Consider the following 18,776-nt stretch of genomic DNA (forward strand, 5'->3'; position numbering starts at 1 on the left):
ATTTGATCAGGTAATTCATGTGGGCGCTTGCCGATGAGGGTGAATCATCACCTAATATCAAGGCAAGCGAACACCAGGATACTCTTCGGAGTATCACAGTGAATTCGTTTGAACCTTGAGCCAAGTTTGATCCGCTTTTGTTGCTTTCGAGCAGCGAGTAAGGATCGCATTGATCTTAAACTGAAGAGTTTGATCATGGCTCAGATTGAACGCTGGCGGCAGGCCTAACACATGCAAGTCGAGCGGTAACAGGGGGTGCTTGCACCCCGCTGACGAGCGGCGGACGGGTGAGTAATGCATAGGAATCTGCCCGATAGTGGGGGATAACCTGGGGAAACCCAGGCTAATACCGCATACGTCCTACGGGAGAAAGGGGGCTTCGGCTCCCGCTATCGGATGAGCCTATGTCGGATTAGCTAGTTGGTGAGGTAAAGGCTCACCAAGGCGACGATCCGTAGCTGGTCTGAGAGGATGATCAGCCACATCGGGACTGAGACACGGCCCGAACTCCTACGGGAGGCAGCAGTGGGGAATATTGGACAATGGGGGGAACCCTGATCCAGCCATGCCGCGTGTGTGAAGAAGGCCCTCGGGTTGTAAAGCACTTTCAGTGAGGAAGAACGCCTGGTGGTTAATACCCATCAGGAAAGACATCACTCACAGAAGAAGCACCGGCTAACTCCGTGCCAGCAGCCGCGGTAATACGGAGGGTGCGAGCGTTAATCGGAATTACTGGGCGTAAAGCGCGCGTAGGTGGCTTGATAAGCCGGTTGTGAAAGCCCCGGGCTCAACCTGGGAACGGCATCCGGAACTGTCAAGCTAGAGTGCAGGAGAGGAAGGTAGAATTCCCGGTGTAGCGGTGAAATGCGTAGAGATCGGGAGGAATACCAGTGGCGAAGGCGGCCTTCTGGACTGACACTGACACTGAGGTGCGAAAGCGTGGGTAGCAAACAGGATTAGATACCCTGGTAGTCCACGCCGTAAACGATGTCGACCAGCCGTTGGGTGCCTAGCGCACTTTGTGGCGAAGTTAACGCGATAAGTCGACCGCCTGGGGAGTACGGCCGCAAGGTTAAAACTCAAATGAATTGACGGGGGCCCGCACAAGCGGTGGAGCATGTGGTTTAATTCGATGCAACGCGAAGAACCTTACCTACTCTTGACATCCTGCGAATTTGGTAGAGATACCTTAGTGCCTTCGGGAACGCAGAGACAGGTGCTGCATGGCTGTCGTCAGCTCGTGTTGTGAAATGTTGGGTTAAGTCCCGTAACGAGCGCAACCCTTGTCCTTATTTGCCAGCGCGTAATGGCGGGAACTCTAAGGAGACTGCCGGTGACAAACCGGAGGAAGGTGGGGACGACGTCAAGTCATCATGGCCCTTACGAGTAGGGCTACACACGTGCTACAATGGTCGGTACAAAGGGTTGCCAACTCGCGAGAGTGAGCCAATCCCGAAAAGCCGATCTCAGTCCGGATCGGAGTCTGCAACTCGACTCCGTGAAGTCGGAATCGCTAGTAATCGTGGATCAGAATGCCACGGTGAATACGTTCCCGGGCCTTGTACACACCGCCCGTCACACCATGGGAGTGGACTGCACCAGAAGTGGTTAGCCTAACGCAAGAGGGCGATCACCACGGTGTGGTTCATGACTGGGGTGAAGTCGTAACAAGGTAGCCGTAGGGGAACCTGCGGCTGGATCACCTCCTTAAACGATGTCTTCCCCTCGCGGCAAGCGCTCACAATGAATTACCTGATCAGATGATAGAGCAAACGGTAGCTATTTCCGCTTTGTTTGGGCGTTGAGCTCAAGCATACGGCGAAATAACCGGGTCTGTAGCTCAGTTGGTTAGAGCGCACCCCTGATAAGGGTGAGGTCGGCAGTTCAAATCTGCCCAGACCCACCAAATTTTATCCAGCACTGCGTTATTTTATGACTCGCATAGAAGGCTATGCTTCGCCATAAAATGCCTTGTTCTGAATAAAATTACCCGGAAAAGCCATCTATTAATGGGGCCATAGCTCAGCTGGGAGAGCGCCTGCCTTGCACGCAGGAGGTCAGCGGTTCGATCCCGCTTGGCTCCACCATATCGCGTCGTACCAGGTGATACCTCCTGTGCTTCTCGTACCGTTTGTTGGTTTTGTGACCATTGATAAGCCAGAACGCACTGCGTCGTCTTATCACTGTTCATAGAACAGTCGCTCTTTAACAATGTATATCATGCTGACAGAAACGTGTTTAACACGTTTCTACGTAAATTGTATTGTGATACGTCTCAAGCGTATCCGGCAATCGTTATCATTGCGAACCCCAGACTCCTTCGGGTTATAGGGTCAAGCAATGAAGCGCACACGGTGGATGCCTAGGCAGCCAGAGGCGATGAAAGACGTGGTAGCCTGCGATAAGGTTCGGTGAGGTGGCAAACGACCTGCGACCCGGACATCTCTGAATGGGGAAACCCACTCATCACAAGATGAGTATCTTGCGCTGAATACATAGGCGTAAGAGGCGAACCAGGGGAACTGAAACATCTAAGTACCCTGAGGAAAAGAAATCAACCGAGATTCCCCTAGTAGCGGCGAGCGAACGGGGACCAGCCCTTAAGCGTGTGACGGATTAGACGAACAGATTGGGAAGTCTGGCCATAGCGGGTGATAGCCCCGTAGTCGAAAATCTGATCACGTGAAATCGAGTAGGTCGGGGCACGAGAAACCTTGACTGAAGACGGGGGGACCATCCTCCAAGGCTAAATACTCCTGGCTGACCGATAGTGAACCAGTACCGTGAGGGAAAGGCGAAAAGAACCCCGGAGAGGGGAGTGAAATAGATCCTGAAACCGTGTGCGTACAAGCAGTAGGAGCAGACTTGTTCTGTGACTGCGTACCTTTTGTATAATGGGTCAGCGACTTATATTCAGTGGCGAGGTTAACCGTATAGGGGAGCCGTAGGGAAACCGAGTCTTAACTGGGCGACACAGTCGCTGGATATAGACCCGAAACCGAGCGATCTATCCATGAGCAGGGTGAAGGTTGAGTAACATCAACTGGAGGCCCGAACCAGGATCTGTTGAAAAAGATTTGGATGACTTGTGGATCGGAGTGAAAGGCTAATCAAGCTCGGAGATAGCTGGTTCTCCTCGAAAGCTATTTAGGTAGCGCCTCACGTATCACCGCCGGGGGTAGAGCACTGTTTCGGCTAGGGGGTCATCCCGACTTACCAACCCGAGGCAAACTCCGAATACCGGTGAGTGCAAGCGTGGGAGACACACGGCGGGTGCTAACGTCCGTCGTGAAAAGGGAAACAACCCAGACCGTCAGCTAAGGTCCCCAAATCCTGGTTAAGTGGGAAACGATGTGGGAAGGCTCAGACAGCTAGGAGGTTGGCTTAGAAGCAGCCATCCTTTAAAGAAAGCGTAATAGCTCACTAGTCGAGTCGGCCTGCGCGGAAGATGTAACGGGGCTAAACCAGGTACCGAAGCTACGGGTTCATCCTTACGGATGAGCGGTAGAGGAGCGTCGTGTAAGCCGATGAAGGTGTGTTGAGAAGCATGCTGGAGGTATCACGAGTGCGAATGCTGACATGAGTAACGATAAAGGGAGTGAAAAACTCCCTCGCCGGAAGACCAAGGGTTTCTGTTCGACGCTAATCGGAGCAGAGTGAGTCGGCCCCTAAGGCGAGGCCGAAAGGCGTAGTCGATGGGAAACGGGTCAATATTCCCGTACCGGACATGATTGCGATGGGGGGACGGAGAAGGCTAGGTGAGCCAGGCGTTGGTTGTCCTGGTGAAAGTGAGTAGGCTTGGGTCTCAGGTAAATCCGGGACCCTCCAAGGCCGAGACACGAAACGAAGACACTACGGTGTCGAAGTCATTGATGCCACGCTTCCAGGAAAAGCCTCTAAGCTTCAGATCATGTGCGACCGTACCCCAAACCGACACAGGTGGTCAGGGTGAGAATCCCAAGGCGCTTGAGAGAACTCGGGTGAAGGAACTAGGCAAAATGGTGCCGTAACTTCGGGAGAAGGCACGCCGGCGTAGGGTGACGAGACTTGCTCTCCAAGCCCGAACCGGTCGAAGATACCAGGTGGCTGCAACTGTTTAGTAAAAACACAGCACTCTGCCAACTCGCAAGAGGACGTATAGGGTGTGACGCCTGCCCGGTGCCGGAAGGTTAAGTGATGGTGTTAGGATTCGTCCGAAGCTCTTGATCGAAGCCCCGGTAAACGGCGGCCGTAACTATAACGGTCCTAAGGTAGCGAAATTCCTTGTCGGGTAAGTTCCGACCTGCACGAATGGCGTAATGATGGCCACGCTGTCTCCACCCGAGACTCAGTGAAATTGAAATCGCCGTGAAGATGCGGTGTACCCGCGGCTAGACGGAAAGACCCCGTGAACCTTTACTATAGCTTCACACTGGACGCTGATGTTGCCTGTGTAGGATAGCTGGGAGGCTTTGAACCTCGGACGCCAGTTCGAGGGGAGCCAACCTTGAAATACCAGCCTGGCATCATTGGCGTTCTCACTCAGGTCCGTTATCCGGATCGAGGACAGTGTGTGGTGGGTAGTTTGACTGGGGCGGTCTCCTCCCAAAGCGTAACGGAGGAGCACGAAGGTACCCTCAGCACGGTCGGACATCGTGCAATGAGTGCAAGAGCATAAGGGTGCTTGACTGCGAGACAGACACGTCGAGCAGGTGCGAAAGCAGGTTCTAGTGATCCGGTGGTTCTGTATGGAAGGGCCATCGCTCAACGGATAAAAGGTACTCCGGGGATAACAGGCTGATACCGCCCAAGAGTTCACATCGACGGCGGTGTTTGGCACCTCGATGTCGGCTCATCACATCCTGGGGCTGAAGTCGGTCCCAAGGGTATGGCTGTTCGCCATTTAAAGTGGTACGCGAGCTGGGTTTAGAACGTCGTGAGACAGTTCGGTCCCTATCTGCCGTGGGCGTTGGATGTTTGAGAAGAGCTGCTCCTAGTACGAGAGGACCGGAGTGGACGACCCTCTGGTGTTCCGGTTGTCACGCCAGTGGCATTGCCGGGTAGCTATGGTCGGACGGGATAACCGCTGAAAGCATCTAAGCGGGAAGCCCCCTTCAAGATGAGACATCCCTGAGGCCTAGAGCCTCCTGAAGGGCCCAGCGAGACCAGCTGGTTGATAGGCACGGTGTGGAAGCGCTGCAAGGCGTTGAGCTAACGTGTACTAATGGCCCGTGAGGCTTGACCCTATAACACCCAAGGGGTCTGGTCGTGATGATAACGAAGAGTGTGAACGCACTCGCAACACCGGATACGCGGCAGTGAGCCAGAGCGCTTGCTGACAAGAGACGCACACAATACACGTCAAAAACACCTCAGCATGATATGCATTACCTGTTACGCCTGACGACCATAGCACGCGTGAACCACCTGATCCCATGCCGAACTCAGAAGTGAAACCGCTTAGCGCCGATGGTAGTGTGGGGTCTCCCCATGTGAGAGTAGGTCATCGTCAGGCACTTATTAAGTAGAAAGCCCCGAGCACATTGTGTTCGGGGCTTTTTGCTGTGTGCTGATATTCAAAAACCTTGATATTCAAAAACCTTAGTTACCACTCGATGGGCTCTCCTGCCCAATCCCAGAAGCTGCCGGTCTCTTCGGGCGTGCGTTGCGCCATGACTTCGAGAAGTCGATCAGCGACATACTCCGCTGTGAACAGCTTATCGCTGGGCACCCTGGCCTGAAAGGGCTTGGAGAGTAATGTGTCCGTCGTGCCCGGATGAAGACATAGTACGATGGCTTGCTTGTTGAGACGAGCAATCTCGATGGCCGCCGTTTTCATCAGCATGTTATGGGCTGCCTTGCTGGCTCGATAGCTATACCAGCCACCGTAACCGTTATCGGTAATAGACCCGACACGCGCCGAAAGGCTGGCGATGATGCAGGGGTGCTTCCCTTGCAAGCAAGGCTTGAGTGCTGCAAGCAGCATGGCGGGCGTCATTGCATTGACCTGCATGACGCGCATGAACGCTTCTTCACTTAGCTGTTCGAGGCGTTTTTCGGGCTGGATATGCAGATCTGAGCCGTGGAGCATGCCAATGGTGTTGACCAGCAAGTGAACTGGCCGGTCTCCTGCGGCTTCTGCCAAAGTGTGACGGCCGATGCTGGTCGTCAGATCCGCTACCACGGAGGTGATTTTGTCATGCTGCAGCCCCAGCGGTGAGCGGCTGACGGCGATGATGTGGCCAGGCTGAGAGGACGAGAGTAGACGCTGCAAGATGGCGTTGCCAATGCCGCCGTTGGCCCCTGTGACCACTGCATTGAACTGTTTGGGAAGATGAGGCAGCATGACGACTCCAGAGTTAGACGATATTGCCTAATTGAAGCGTCTTGTATAAAAGTTGTCCAGGTATGTTTTAAGCAGAGGCGTTGATTCGCCCAGGTTGAGCACTATTACGCCCATCAGGCTTGTAGAGAGTTTTTTCAGCGATTTGCCGGATATAATCAAGCATTTCCTGGTTGTGCTTCATGCGCACAGACAGCATTTGTCCGGTGAGGGCGTTCATGCGAGCCACTCGCTCACCTTTTTCCAGCATGTTTTCCCAAACAGGTAAACACTCGGCATCATGGGCTGCCTGGCGAGCACCTAGAGAGCCTTCCGGGTAGCCAAGCTTGTTCTGTACACCACGCCTCAGCACTTCGACGCGCTCCAACTCGACCAGCAGCACCTGCTTTTTATGGGCAAGTTCAGCGAGTGCATCGCCATCGATGCTGCCCTTGGTCAGCTCTTCTTGCTCATGTGTCAGCAATCCAATCAAATCGTCAAGGCGTTGGAGTTGGCTGGAAAGAAGGCGAGATAAGCTCATGACCGGGACTATAGTTCTTTCAAGTTTGCAATGAGGCCATCGGCAATGCGATCAGCACGAATTTCCATGCGCCCTTCACGAATGGCATCACGGATTTCCTGCACTTTGGCCATGTCAATGTCTTGGCTACTATCCGCGCTGAACTGACTCAGTTGCGTCGATTCGCGGGCGGAGTTGGCACTGTCCGGCGTCTTGGGGCCGGTGATTTTTTGAGTGTCTTCACGCTGCTGTGCTTGGTTGGTGCGCACCAGCGGATTAAGGTTGTCGATTTTCACGTTGTGGGCCTCATCGTCAACGTCTGGGCATCTCGGGCTGTGTAGTAACTATCGGCCTGGGCAATGAAGACTTTAGGTGCTGAATCAAAAATCCACCACTAAAATGCCTTGATCAATGACACGTGCCGTCGCGATTTCGCGACTCCCAAAGCGTACTCTGATGATGTCGCCTCGTGCGCCGTTGGCCATGGCTTCTCCTTCACGAGAAACACGAAAACCAGACCCTTGTGCTATGACCGTGACACGCTGGCCCCGTTCAACCAGATGCGGCGCCTGTAGAAAGTGTGCCTGAAAAGAGCTACCGCTACGAATCGGTCGCTGGGCTACCTTGCCGATGATATCGGTTTGATCTGTCAGTGTCTGTGGTGCCAGATTGCTCAAGTTGCCATCCCTCTGGCTCAGCATGTCGGCAGTGATGAGTGTGCCTCGCTCGATGTCGCGTAGCGCGACAACATAGCTACCTACGACGTCGACCTGGGCTTGCATGTACCTGACTTGGCGACCATCGGTGCCACAGCGCACGCCCACCGAAACTCTGCCCACTGGTGGTTGTGCGGTATTGGCTAGAAAAGGGTCCGGCTGAACGCAAGCAGGCAGGTGTGGGGATGGTGGCGTGACGGTGATGACCGCCTCCTGCCCCAGTGCCTGGGTATGCTGATAAAGGAACATATGCACGCTCTCTTCCAACGAGAGGTCACTCGCCTGTGCCCCATGAGGAAGAGCAATGACTATTAATGCTAAGAGTGTTAATAGCTTGCGCATGGCAGCGGCAGAAACGAGAGACAGCGCATGGAGCATGAAGAGGGCCACTCAGTGTGAAAGCTCAGAGTCTACGCAGGCCGGATGCTGCATAGACTCGGCAGTGTAATGCAAAAGTACCCACCGTATCATGGGAAATGCTGGTGGAAACGCTACCTGTTCCATGCTTTAAGATGAAAGCCTCGCCTCTATTATCCATGATCAAGAATTTCCGATTTATTTTTGCCTCACGGCGAGCGAGGGTCGGCATGATTGATCAGCTTGAATCTGCCTTTAATTTTCACCAGCAGGCACTTGGCTTGCGCCAGGCGCGGCACCAGGTCCTGGCCGCGAACATTGCCAATGCGGACACGCCGAATTACAAAGCGCGCGACATCGACTTTGCCAGCGAATTGCAAAAGGCGGTCGATAATGGCCAGGCCCAGTTGCGTCAAGGCGGAGGATTGGCACTGTCACGCACGGCGGATCGCCATTTGGCTGGCCAAGGGCCTGCTTGGCAGGGAAGTGCGAGCACTGATCTGCTCTACCGCATTCCAGATCAACCGAGTCTGGATGGCAATACGGTGGACATGGATCGTGAGCGTACACAGTTCGCTGACAATGCCGTTCGCTATCAAGCGGCTCTCACCATCATTAACAGTCGTATTCAAGGCCTGAAAAATGCGATGCAGCCTGAATAACCTGGTGATAGGAGAATACTAAGCCATGTCCATGTTTTCAGCGTTTGACATCGCTGGTTCAGCGATGAGCGCACAGGCGCAGCGCATGAACGTCACGGCCAGCAATATGGCCAATGCCGACAGCGTCGCAGGCCCGGATGGTGAGACTTACCGTGCCAAGCACGTCTTGTTCGAGACGCAGCTGCAGAGCAACCGCTACGGTATGGGCGGTGTTCGCGTGCGTGACATTGTCGAGGACGACTCACCGTTGCGTCTCGAATATCAACCCAACCATCCCGCTGCAGATGAAGACGGCTATGTGGCCAAGCCCAACGTCGAGCCGGTACACGAGATGGTCAACATGATCTCTGCATCGCGCTCCTATCAGGCGAATATTGAAGTCTTCAACACCACCAAACAAATGATGATTCAGACACTGTCGCTGGGCGAGGGCTGATGATGAATATTGATACCAGTGTCATGAGCAGCGTGAATGGAATAGGCTCCAGCGGGCTGTCAACGCGACAGTCGCAAGAGCTGCGTGAAAGCTTTCTAACATTGCTGATCACACAGTTACAGAATCAGGACCCGCTTAACCCGTTGGAAAATGCGGAGATGACTTCACAGCTAGCGCAAATCAATACCGTGAGTGGAATAGAAGAGCTGAATTCCACACTCAACGGTATTACCGAGCAAATGGATGCTGCCAAATCTCTTCAGGCCGCCGGATTGATTGATAAAGCCGTTCTGGTCCCGGGAAATAATGTCATGGTGAGTTCTGATGCCGAAAATGGTTCTTTTGCTACCCCGTTTGGTATCGAGCTTGCCGTGCCTGCTGAAAGAGTCGAAGTGACGGTCACTAGCCAGTCAGGTGAAGTGGTTTACACCAATAATTTGGGCCGTGTGTCAGCAGGCGTGGAATCGTTCAGTTGGGGAGGTACCACCAACGCGGGTGAAGCCGTGCCAGCAGGTGCCTATCGGGTCAACTTCAGAGCCACCGATGCTGAAGGGGAGCTGCTGGATGCCAAACCGCTGAATTATGCGCTGGTTCAAGGCGTCACGCCCGGCAAGGGGGGCAGTGATGTGCGCCTGGATCTGGGAGCGATTTTTGGTCAGGTTTCCATTGATCAAGTGAAACAAATCCTCTAACCACTTTTTCTTTAACGAATTTCGAGGGATCAACAATGTCTTTTACTACCGCCGTCTCGGGGATTAACGCCCAGGCAGAAAGACTGAACGTGGCAGGTAACAATATCGCCAACTCACAAACCGTGGGTTACAAAAGCTCAAGCGTGCGCTTTGCCGACGTGTTCGCGGCTTCACAGGGGATTGGGGTGCGCGTGTCTGATTCACGCCAGGACTTCACCCAGGGCAGCATCGAGAATACCGGTCGTAACCTAGATTTGGCGGTGGCGGGAGACGGTTTCTATCGCCTGGAGCGTCCATCAGGTGAAGTGGGCTACTCGCGCAATGGCGAGTTCAGCTTGACATCCAATGGTTTCATTGTAAACGCTCAAGGCGATCGCCTGACGGGTTATGGTCTGGATCAAAACGTTGATCAAGAGGCCGTCAGAGCTGGCACCGCACTGCCGTTTCCTTTTACTGATATCCTCGTTGGCGGCGCCCCACAGGCACTGCAAGTACCTGCTGATGACCTGCCTGCGCGCCAAACATCAGAAGTTAACGGTATTTACAACTTGGATTCGCGGGCTCAGCCAGGTGAAGATCTGGTCACCAATCGGTTCCGTATTCAAGCTGGCGAGGATCAGGCTGACCTGAGCCTTAATTATCACTTTAGCAACAACTACACGACTTACGACTCGCTTGGCAACCCTCGTCAGGTTACCACTTACTACGAAAAAGTTGCGGATAATACTTGGCTTGCAACGATCGCAGTCGACGGCCAGCTTCAAAGCGCTAACGGTGGCCCATTTGACCCTGAAAGTGATACTCCGCAAGCCTTTTTGCTCAACTTCAACCAAAACGGTCAGCTTTTAACCAAAGCCGATGTCGTGGCTGTTGACGGTTTTGCAACCGAGCCCAACAGCGCATTCGATGCGTTAGCCAATTCTGCCGTGGTGGGTGTTACTGCCGTATCCGGTAGTTTCAACTATACACAAGACGGCAACGGCCCTTATATTCGTAACTCCAGTTTCTACGCTGAAGGCGATGCCGGGCGCATAACTGCCAGCTTGGATCGGATAGAAAACTTTATCTCTAATGGCAGCAACGTGCAAAGTGGTAGCGCCATCGATATCACGATTCCCGGTGTTCAGGGTGCCAATAACCCGTTCACCTTCGCTTTCAATTTTGCCGGTAGTTCGCAGTTTGCCAACACTTCCCAGCAAAATGAGCTGAATCAGGATGGTTATACCTCGGGTGCATTAGCGGGTATCACCGTGACGGAAGATGGCACTATTGTACGTAACTTTACCAATGATCAGTCGCGCCCGGCCGGGCAGATTGCCTTGGCGAGTTTCCGTAACAACGAAGGTCTCGAACCTCTGGGTAACAACCTGTGGGCGGCCACGAATAGCTCCGGCTTGGCTAACCTTGGGGTGCCTGGCTCAGGCCGTTTTGGTGCCATTCAGGCGGGTGCCGTAGAAGCGTCTAACGTCGAGCTGGCCAAGGAGCTGGTGGATACCATTATTGCGCAGCGTGCTTATCAGGCTAACTCCAACACGATCAGCACCCAGGACGAGCTCCTGCAGACCATTATTAACCTCTAATAGTGGCGTCATCGCGCTAAGGAGCACGCTGTGGATCGTATGCTTTACACCGCCATGAGTGGCGCAAAACACACCATGGACCAGCAGGCAGTGGTCAGCAACAACCTGTCTAACGTTTCCACGGCAGGGTTTCGCGCCCAGCTGCAGGCGGTACGCTCAGTGCCCGTGCAAGGCGATGGCGTGTTGCCGACCCGTGTGTCGGCCGTTACCACGACGCCGGGAACCGACTTCTCGCAAGGCCCCATCGAGCGTACCGGCCGAATGTTGGATGTCGCCATGCAAGGCAATGCCTGGATGGCGGTGTTGGCGGAGGATGGCACCGAGACGTATACCCGGCGCGGCGACCTGCAGTTGGATAGTGATGGCGTGCTGCTAAGCGTTGGCCGCCCAGTGATGGGGGATGCGGGCCCCATTGCGGTGCCTCAAGGCGCGCAGATCTCCTTTGGCGCAGATGGGACCATCAGCGCCATTCCTCAAGGCGAGGGCCCCGCAGCGATGGTGGACGTTGGTCGCATCAAGCTGGTCACGCCAGATCAACAGGCACTGATACGTGGCGACGATGGCTTGTTCAGAGCGCCGCCCAACGAGGATGGAGAGCCTGGCACCTTGCCGGCTGACGAAGACGCCCGGTTGGTCAGTGGCGCATTGGAAGGAAGTAATGTCAGTGCCGTCGATGCCATGGTGTCCATGATCGACGTTGCGCGGCGTTATGACATGCAAATGAAAATGCTGAGCACGGCCGATGAGAATGCGCAGCGTGCCAACAGCATCCTATCGATTCAAGGCTAATCGCAGCCACTCAGCCAAGGGAACAATGCCATGATCAAGTCTTTGTGGACTGCCAAAACCGGGTTGGAGTCACAGCAAACCAAGCTCGATGTCATCGCCAACAACCTGGCGAACGTCAGCACCAACGGTTTCAAGCGCTCTCGTCCGGTATTTGAAGATTTGCTGTATCAAAACATGCGCCAACCCGGTGCGCAGAACAACATTCAGGACCGACTGCCCTCGGGCATGCAGATAGGGACCGGTGTGCGTGCTGTTGCCACAGAGCGCTTGCACACACAGGGTGGCCTTGAAGAGACCGGCAATTCTCGTGACTTGGCCATCAATGGCGAGGGCTTTTTCCAGGTGTTATTGCCCGATGGCACCATTGGCTATACTCGCGACGGTAACTTTCAGTTGAATGAAAATGGCCAGATGGTCACGGCGAATGGTTACCCCCTCGAACCCGCCATCTTTATCCCTGCCAATGCACTAGCAATCACGATTGGTGAAGACGGAACCGTGAGCGTCCGTCAGCCGGGTATTGCTCAGGATGCAGACATCGGCCAGATCAACGTCGCTTCGTTCATCAACCCGACGGGTCTGGAAAGCATCGGTGGCAACCTGTATCTGGAAACCGGTGCGTCAGGTGCGCCCAACCAGAATGTACCGGGTAACAATGGCGCTGGCCGTCTGTTCCAGGGGTATGTCGAAACGTCTAACGTCAATGTCGTTGAAGAGATGGTCAATATGATTCAGACGCAGCGCGCGTATGAAATCAATAGCCGCGCCATTTCCACCAGCGATGAGATGTTGGCGCGCTTGAGCCAGCTCTAATGCTGCCGATTCGTAGAGCATAGAGATAGGGTCGCGTTATGTTAGAACTTCATGGCAGTTTGCGCCGTTTGGCGCTCGTTGGAATGGCAGTGTTCATTCTGATGGCGGCAGGGTGTGCGCAGATACCACGCGCCTCGGTAGTCGGCGAGCAAGAGCAGATCAATATCGTCGATCGTCCGCCTCCCGTTCCTAATGGCTCTATTTATCAAGCCAGGCGTGGTTATCAGCCGCTGTTCGAAGATCGGCGCCCACGTACGATTGGCGACATCCTGACCATCGTGCTGGACGAGGAAGTCAGTGCCAGCAAGAGTGCGCAGTCGAATGCCAATCGTAGCGGGTCGGCTAGCCTGGATATCGCACAAATACCGGAAATCATCGATTTTCTGGAAGATTTCGGGTTCGATGTTTCGTCAGACAATATCTTTGCGGGTGGCGGTGGTTCCCAGGCCACGAACTCGTTTACCGGCACCATCACCGTCTCCGTTCTGGAAGTGATGAACAACGGTAACCTGCGGGTGCGTGGTGAGAAGCAGATCGCCATCAATCAGGGAACGGAGTTCATTCGCTTCTCTGGCGTTGTGAATCCCCGCACGATCACTGCCCAAAATACGGTGCCATCCACTCAAGTGGCGGATGCCAGAATCGAGTACGTCGGTGATGGCTACATTAATGAAGCGCAGCATATGGGTTGGCTACAGCGCTTCTTCCTCAATGTATCGCCTTTCTAGGCGTGTTGATCCGTTCGACAAAAGAGGCCTGCTGCAATATGGCGAATCTGTGGAAGGTGAGTAGTCCCATTAAAGCCCTGTCGTGCGTAATGGTATGGGTGTCTTGTTGCCTTTTGGCGCTACCCGCTCAGGCTGAGCGGGTTCGTGAGCTGGCCAACTTTGCTGGCGTTCGCGACAACCAGCTGGTGGGGTATGGCCTGGTCGTAGGCTTGGATGGCAGCGGTGACCAGACCACGCAAGCACCTTTCACCAGCCAGAGCTTGACGAACATGCTTTCCCAGCTGGGTGTCACCGTGCCTCCGGGTACCAACCTGCAGCTGCGTAATGTCGCGGCCGTCATGGTGACCGCCGACTTGCCGCCGTTCTCCAGGCCTGGCCAACGACTCGATGTCGTGGTGTCGTCCATCGCCAATGCCAGCAGCTTGCGTGGCGGTACGCTGTTGATGACGCCTTTGAAGGGTGCCGATGGCGATACCTATGCCATTGCTCAGGGCAATATGCTGGTGGGTGGGGCCGGCGCTCAGGCGGGTGGCAGTAGCGTACAGATCAATCAGCAATCTTCTGGCCGGATCCCCAATGGTGCTCTGGTCGAGCGTGAAGTGCCGCTCAACCTGGGTGGCAATGGTGGCGCGCTGGAACTGCAGCTCAACGACGCTGATTTTGGCACCGTGCAACGCATGGTCTCGGCGATCAACAGCGAGTTTGGACGTTCGGTGGCATATGCCAGAAATGGCCGGGTGATTGCGCTGGATGGCCCCATGGACGCCAACGAGCGGGTCAACTTCATGGCGCGTGTCGAAAATGTGCAAGTGACACCTACGGAAGCACCTGCCCGCGTGGTCCTGAATGCGCGGACCGGCTCTGTGGTGATGAACAGTGCGGTGACTCTGCGTCGTGCAGCGGTCGCCCATGGCAACCTCTCCATCATGATCGATACCCAGTTTGGGGTAAGCCAGCCCAATCCACTGGGCCAGGGTGAAACGGTGGTCGTGCCCGATGCGGATATCAACATCGAGCAGCAGGAGGCGTATTTGCAGATCGTCGAAGGCGCGCAGCTCAATGAAGTAGTCAATGCGCTGAATGCTCTCGGGGCGACACCACAAGACTTGATGTCGATTCTCGAGGCGCTCAAGGCTTCTGGCTCATTACGCGCCGAGCTGGAGATCATTTGATGAGCATGGGAGACATGACGAGCCAATTCGCGTTGGACATGAATGGCTTTCAGCGCCTTCAGCATAACGCTCGGGTCGACCCCGAGGCGGGTGTGCAAGGTGCTGCCCAGCAGTTTGAAGCGCTGTTCATTCAAATGATGGTCAAAAGCATGCGCGATGCCACGCCAACGTCAGGCCTGATGAACAGCCGTGACATGAGTTTTTATCAGTCGATGATGGATCAGCAGTGGTCGCAGGTCATGGCGTCTCGCGGCATTGGGCTGGCGGATGCCTTGATCGACCAGTTGCAGCGTCAAGGCGCCATTGGCAAAGCGTCGGATGCCGACCAGGAGCTTCAAGCACTGATCGCCGGCATACCTCGTGGGACACCCAGAGTGCTGGATAATCCGCTTCAGCCACCAGAAACATGGCGTGATGACAACACTGGCAATGGTCGTTTCTATCATGAGCTGGATATCGTTCGTCAGCGTGAGGCTCGTCAGGTCGAGAGCCAGGCCGCCACCCCGCGAGCGGCTCATCCGCATGAACACGTCGAGCGTTTCATGAACACGCTGGCGATGCCTGCGAAAGCGGCGAGTGCGGCCACGGGTGTCCCTGCTGAGTTGATTCTTGCCCAGGCGGCGCTGGAAACCGGTTGGGGAAGGCATGAGATAGCCACCCAGCAAGGGCGTAACAGCTTCAATGTGTTCGGCATCAAGGCGGGTAGTCACTGGCAGGGGAACACGACCAATATCGTGACCCACGAATATATCAACGGTCGACGCACACAGGTCGTCGATGCTTTTCGTGTCTATGACTCGTTCGAGCATGCGTTTACCGATTATGCCCGGTTGATTGGCAATAACCCTCGGTATGCGGGTGTCGTGCAGGCAGGCTCACCAGAGCAGGCCGCACATGCACTTCAGCGCGGTGGGTATGCGACCGACCCACGTTATGCCGAGAAGTTGATCGCGGTAATGAACACCATGGGTCCCCTCGGCACATCCAGCAACTTGTTGGCGGATGCTCGCTAGCATGGCGGGGTATTCAAGTTTTTCTGCGCATTGCCGATAACCAGATATCGGCCTAAGGAATTGAACCATGAGCATGTTTTCGATCGGCTTGAGCGGCCTGAATGCTGCGCAGAATGCCTTGAATACGACCAGTAACAATATCAGTAACGTATATACACCCGGCTATAATCGAGAGTTGACCTTGTTAGGTGAGGGTCGCGTTGGCGGTGGTGTGCGCGTTAATGATATTGAGCGGCAGTTCAATACTTATGTTGCCAACCAGCTCAATGATGCGAAGACCCAGTCGAGCGCGTTGGCTACTTACTATAATCAGGTTTCCCAAATTGATAATCTGCTGGCTGACCGGGCGGCAGGTCTATCGCCCTTGATGCAGAACTTTTTCTCTTCTCTTGAGGATTTGGCCAGCTCACCTTCCGACCCAGCTGCGCGACAAGGCGTCCTGGGGGCTGCGAACACACTCAGTGCTCAGTTCCGCTCTTTTGACGGTTACTTGCAGGACATGCAGACCAACATTAATAGCCAGATACGTGATGAGGTCGTTCAAATTAATAATACGGTTGAGCAGGTGGCTTCCTTGAATCGAGAAATTTCTCTAGCTCGAGCCAGGACGGGAGAGGCTCCCAACAGCTTGCTCAATCAGCGGGACTTTCTGGTTTCAGAGTTGAATGATCGCTTGGATATTAAGCTAAATGTCCAGGACGGGAAGACGTACAACCTGAGCCTGCCCAATGGCCAACCCTTGGTGAGCGGTGTCAATGCCTTCAAACTCGAGGCTATACAATCCGACAATGACCCTCAGCGTATCGTTGTGGGCTATCGGAATAGCAGTAATAATGTTATTCAACTGGATGAGTCTGCCATCAAGGGCGGCGCGTTGGGCGGCCTGATGGCCTTTCGCTCAGAAAGTCTGGACAAAACTCAAAATCAGATAGGGCAATTGGCTGTCTCTCTATCGGTAGCTTTCAATGAGCAGCACAAGCAAGGTCTGGATCTCGATGGCCAGCAAGGCGGCGACTTCTTTCAAGTCCGCTCCCCCCAGGTATACAGCTATTCATCCAATAGCTCGCTCGCTACTGTCAGCATCCGCTTCGATGCAACCAATATGGATCAGCTCCGCGCGACAGATTACACCGTCAGCTTTGAGGGCGGAGAGCCAACGGTAATACGTAAAGATAGTGGCTCAATTGTAGATATTGGCAATGGTTGGGATGCCGATAGTAATACGCTCTCCTTCGGAGGCTTGTCCATGACGTTTAGTACGGTTCCACCTGATGGTGACCGCTACGAGGTGCAGCCCTTGCGTCGTGCGGCCAGTGACATGGTCGTTGGTATTACGGATCTGGATAAAATTGCTGCGGGCCAGCCTATCAATCCTGAAGCCCCTTCTGAAGACTGGGTAGCGGCAGGTTCGGGGGATAACCGTAATGCGTTAGCCTTACAGAATTTGCAGAACGACAGGATCGTGGGTGGCACGGCAACCGTTAGCGGTGCTTACGGTGTGCTGGTCAGTGATGTTGGCAACAGAACAAATATCACTCAGGTGAACCTCGATGCACGTCAAGGTTTGACAGACCAGCTACGCGCTGTGCAGCAGTCGGAGTCAGGCGTTAATCTGGATGAAGAAGCTGCCAACCTGATTCGTTTCCAGCAATTTTATCAGGCAAATGCACGCGTGATCGATACAGCAAGCACGATCATGGACACCATTTTGAACTTGCGGAACTAATAAGAGGCTTAGGCGATGCGTGTTAGTACGGTCACCATGTTCGAGCAGAGTACGGCTTCTATAAACCGTCAGCAGAACGAGTTCCTGAAAACGAGCCAGCAAATTGCCAGTGGCCGGCGTGTAGTCAATCCATCTGATGACCCGCAGGCCGCATCACGTGCCGTTGGAGTAGACCAGTCGAAGGCAATGACTCAACAGTATGCTGATGCTCGTGTGTCGGCGCGAAATGCGTTGTCGCAGACGGAAAGCATTCTAAACAGTATCAGCGATGCCGTCATAAGCGCTAAAACATTATTGGTTCAAGCATCCAGCGACACATTGAGCGATGTCGACCGAGAGTCTATTGCCAGTGAGCTAAAAGGCATCTATGAAACGCTGATTGGTCAGGCCAACGCGACGGACGGCAATGGACGCTATATTTTTGGCGGCTACAAGGATAACGCCCCGCCCTTCGTGAAGTCCGCTGATGGCAGTGTCGAATATACAGGTGACAATAACGGTCGTGAGCAGCGGGTCGATGCATCGCGGTTAATGCCGGTCACTGAAAATGGTGTGACCATTTTCCAGCAAGTGCCCAGTGGTGCCGGCTACATCGCCGAGGCCAACGTGGCGAACCAGGGTAGCGTAACCATCAATGGCCCTCAGGTGATCAACGTCAACGACCCTGATTACGGCGATAGCTTCCGTGTCAGGTTCGCAGAAAATGGCGCCGGTGAGTCTATTTACACCTTGCAGCAGTTCGATGGCGCGGCCTGGCTGGACGTTGCTGGACAGGTGGGGCAGCCCTACGATGCCAGTGGTCAACAGTTGAGCTTTGGCGGTGTCAACGTAACGCTGCGCGGTCCTTCCGAAGCAGGCGATGAAATTCTTGTCGCGCGTTCAGGGAGCGAGCAACGACCAGCAGACCTGTTCCGTACCATGGAAGCGGCCATTCGTGTTCTGGAGACGCCTGCAGAAAGCAGTAGCCAGAAGGCTGCGCTGCGCAACACGCTCAATACCTCGATGCGTGACTTGGACAATGCGTTGGACAATGTGTTGACGGTACGGGCCTCTGCAGGCGCCAGGCTGAATGAGCTGGATGTCATCGACGCGGTCGGCAGCAACCGGATGCTCAACTACGAGCAGACGCTTTCTGATCTTGTGGATCTGGACTATGCCGCGGCGATCTCCGAATATAGCCTGCGTCAGGTAGGTTTGCAGGCGGCACAGCGTGCGTTCGTCGATATCAAGGGCATATCGCTGTTCGATTTTATGTGACCTTGTCTCGCCAT

General features: G+C 54.5%; 15 protein-coding genes, 2 tRNA genes and 3 rRNA genes. 16 read left to right on the plus strand and 4 right to left on the minus strand.

The window, feature by feature from the left end; translation table 11 throughout:
* The first annotated feature begins 177 nt into the window (after window positions 1-177).
* The 5 genes from LG409_RS00395 to rrf all read left to right on the plus strand — a co-directional run bounded on the left by LG409_RS00395 (window position 178) and on the right by rrf (window position 5,494).
* Window positions 178-1,710 (plus strand): 16S ribosomal RNA (locus tag LG409_RS00395).
* A 119-nt stretch (window positions 1,711-1,829) separates the two neighbouring features.
* Window positions 1,830-1,906: transfer RNA gene (locus LG409_RS00400), tRNA-Ile, on the plus strand.
* Window positions 1,907-2,011: 105 nt separating this feature from the next.
* Window positions 2,012-2,087: transfer RNA gene (locus tag LG409_RS00405), tRNA-Ala, on the plus strand.
* Window positions 2,088-2,331: 244 nt separating this feature from the next.
* Window positions 2,332-5,225: ribosomal RNA gene (locus LG409_RS00410) — 23S ribosomal RNA — on the plus strand.
* Window positions 5,226-5,378: 153 nt separating this feature from the next.
* Window positions 5,379-5,494, plus strand: a 5S ribosomal RNA gene (rrf, locus tag LG409_RS00415).
* The 16S, 23S and 5S rRNA genes sit together here with 2 tRNA genes alongside, the layout of an rRNA operon.
* 90 nt (window positions 5,495-5,584) lie before the next feature.
* On the opposite strand, the gene LG409_RS00420 is transcribed toward rrf, so the two are convergent.
* The 4 genes from LG409_RS00420 to flgA form a co-directional block, all read right to left on the minus strand.
* Window positions 5,585-6,325, minus strand: a complete 741-nt coding sequence (locus LG409_RS00420) for an SDR family NAD(P)-dependent oxidoreductase (protein ID WP_039180912.1) — start codon at window positions 6,323-6,325, stop codon at window positions 5,585-5,587.
* A 67-nt stretch (window positions 6,326-6,392) separates the two neighbouring features.
* Window positions 6,393-6,842: a flagella synthesis protein FlgN gene (locus tag LG409_RS00425; RefSeq protein WP_039180909.1), complete on the minus strand. Its 450-nt coding sequence runs from the start codon at window positions 6,840-6,842 to the stop codon at window positions 6,393-6,395.
* 8 nt (window positions 6,843-6,850) lie between these two features.
* A complete protein-coding gene (flgM, locus tag LG409_RS00430; RefSeq protein ID WP_096921695.1) occupies window positions 6,851-7,117 on the minus strand; it encodes a flagellar biosynthesis anti-sigma factor FlgM in 267 nt (88 codons plus the stop codon).
* An 84-nt stretch (window positions 7,118-7,201) separates the two neighbouring features.
* Window positions 7,202-7,915, minus strand: coding sequence for a flagellar basal body P-ring formation chaperone FlgA (gene flgA, locus LG409_RS00435; RefSeq protein ID WP_227407406.1), 714 nt, complete (start codon window positions 7,913-7,915; stop codon window positions 7,202-7,204).
* Between the two features lie 209 nt (window positions 7,916-8,124).
* Here flgA and flgB point away from each other — a divergent pair, with 209 nt between their 5' ends.
* From flgB to flgL, 11 genes are all read left to right on the plus strand, one after another.
* Entirely contained in the window at window positions 8,125-8,556 is a 432-nt protein-coding gene (flgB, locus tag LG409_RS00440; RefSeq protein ID WP_039180902.1) for a flagellar basal body rod protein FlgB, read from the plus strand.
* Between the two features lie 25 nt (window positions 8,557-8,581).
* On the plus strand, window positions 8,582-8,992 hold the full coding sequence (flgC, locus tag LG409_RS00445) for a flagellar basal body rod protein FlgC (RefSeq protein WP_016915683.1): 411 nt from the start codon (window positions 8,582-8,584) through the stop codon (window positions 8,990-8,992).
* Window positions 8,992-9,684, plus strand: a complete 693-nt coding sequence (locus LG409_RS00450) for a flagellar hook assembly protein FlgD (protein WP_096921694.1) — start codon at window positions 8,992-8,994, stop codon at window positions 9,682-9,684. The genes flgC and LG409_RS00450 overlap by 1 nt, the downstream gene beginning before the upstream one ends.
* Before the next feature lie 35 nt (window positions 9,685-9,719).
* Window positions 9,720-11,264: a flagellar hook protein FlgE gene (locus LG409_RS00455; RefSeq protein WP_096921693.1), complete on the plus strand. Its 1,545-nt coding sequence runs from the start codon at window positions 9,720-9,722 to the stop codon at window positions 11,262-11,264.
* Between the two features lie 30 nt (window positions 11,265-11,294).
* Window positions 11,295-12,053, plus strand: coding sequence for a flagellar basal-body rod protein FlgF (gene flgF / locus LG409_RS00460; RefSeq protein WP_039180892.1), 759 nt, complete (start codon window positions 11,295-11,297; stop codon window positions 12,051-12,053).
* Between the two features lie 30 nt (window positions 12,054-12,083).
* Window positions 12,084-12,866 (plus strand): flagellar basal-body rod protein FlgG, encoded by a 783-nt coding sequence (gene flgG, locus LG409_RS00465; RefSeq protein ID WP_039180890.1) that lies wholly within the window; start codon window positions 12,084-12,086, stop codon window positions 12,864-12,866.
* 38 nt (window positions 12,867-12,904) lie between these two features.
* Window positions 12,905-13,594, plus strand: coding sequence for a flagellar basal body L-ring protein FlgH (locus LG409_RS00470; RefSeq protein WP_039180887.1), 690 nt, complete (start codon window positions 12,905-12,907; stop codon window positions 13,592-13,594).
* An 89-nt stretch (window positions 13,595-13,683) separates the two neighbouring features.
* A complete protein-coding gene (locus LG409_RS00475) occupies window positions 13,684-14,766 on the plus strand; it encodes a flagellar basal body P-ring protein FlgI (protein WP_167385731.1) in 1,083 nt (360 codons plus the stop codon).
* Window positions 14,766-15,779, plus strand: a complete 1,014-nt coding sequence (flgJ, locus tag LG409_RS00480) for a flagellar assembly peptidoglycan hydrolase FlgJ (RefSeq protein ID WP_189462939.1) — start codon at window positions 14,766-14,768, stop codon at window positions 15,777-15,779. Before LG409_RS00475 ends, flgJ begins: the two co-directional genes overlap by 1 nt.
* 67 nt (window positions 15,780-15,846) lie before the next feature.
* Window positions 15,847-17,505, plus strand: coding sequence for a flagellar hook-associated protein FlgK (gene flgK / locus LG409_RS00485; RefSeq protein WP_227407407.1), 1,659 nt, complete (start codon window positions 15,847-15,849; stop codon window positions 17,503-17,505).
* 15 nt (window positions 17,506-17,520) lie between these two features.
* Entirely contained in the window at window positions 17,521-18,762 is a 1,242-nt protein-coding gene (gene flgL / locus LG409_RS00490) for a flagellar hook-associated protein FlgL (RefSeq protein WP_227407408.1), read from the plus strand.
* The last annotated feature ends 14 nt before the right edge of the window (window positions 18,763-18,776 follow it).

Origin of the sequence: Halomonas sp. NyZ770, assembly GCF_020616575.1 — a bacterium.
Classification (GTDB): Bacteria; Pseudomonadota; Gammaproteobacteria; order Pseudomonadales; family Halomonadaceae; genus Vreelandella; species Vreelandella hamiltonii.

Coding starts and splice junctions, on each gene's coding strand:
- flgJ (WP_189462939.1), top strand. CDS start 14,766: ATGAGCATGGGAGACATGACGAGCCAATTCGCGTTGGACATGAATGGC.
- flgC (WP_016915683.1), top strand. CDS start 8,582: ATGTCCATGTTTTCAGCGTTTGACATCGCTGGTTCAGCGATGAGCGCA.
- LG409_RS00450 (WP_096921694.1), top strand. CDS start 8,992: ATGATGAATATTGATACCAGTGTCATGAGCAGCGTGAATGGAATAGGC.
- flgG (WP_039180890.1), top strand. CDS start 12,084: ATGATCAAGTCTTTGTGGACTGCCAAAACCGGGTTGGAGTCACAGCAA.
- flgB (WP_039180902.1), top strand. CDS start 8,125: ATGATTGATCAGCTTGAATCTGCCTTTAATTTTCACCAGCAGGCACTT.
- flgL (WP_227407408.1), top strand. CDS start 17,521: ATGCGTGTTAGTACGGTCACCATGTTCGAGCAGAGTACGGCTTCTATA.
- LG409_RS00475 (WP_167385731.1), top strand. CDS start 13,684: ATGGTATGGGTGTCTTGTTGCCTTTTGGCGCTACCCGCTCAGGCTGAG.
- flgK (WP_227407407.1), top strand. CDS start 15,847: ATGAGCATGTTTTCGATCGGCTTGAGCGGCCTGAATGCTGCGCAGAAT.
- LG409_RS00470 (WP_039180887.1), top strand. CDS start 12,905: ATGTTAGAACTTCATGGCAGTTTGCGCCGTTTGGCGCTCGTTGGAATG.
- LG409_RS00455 (WP_096921693.1), top strand. CDS start 9,720: ATGTCTTTTACTACCGCCGTCTCGGGGATTAACGCCCAGGCAGAAAGA.
- LG409_RS00420 (WP_039180912.1), bottom strand. CDS start 6,325: ATGCTGCCTCATCTTCCCAAACAGTTCAATGCAGTGGTCACAGGGGCC.
- LG409_RS00425 (WP_039180909.1), bottom strand. CDS start 6,842: ATGAGCTTATCTCGCCTTCTTTCCAGCCAACTCCAACGCCTTGACGAT.
- flgA (WP_227407406.1), bottom strand. CDS start 7,915: ATGCTCCATGCGCTGTCTCTCGTTTCTGCCGCTGCCATGCGCAAGCTA.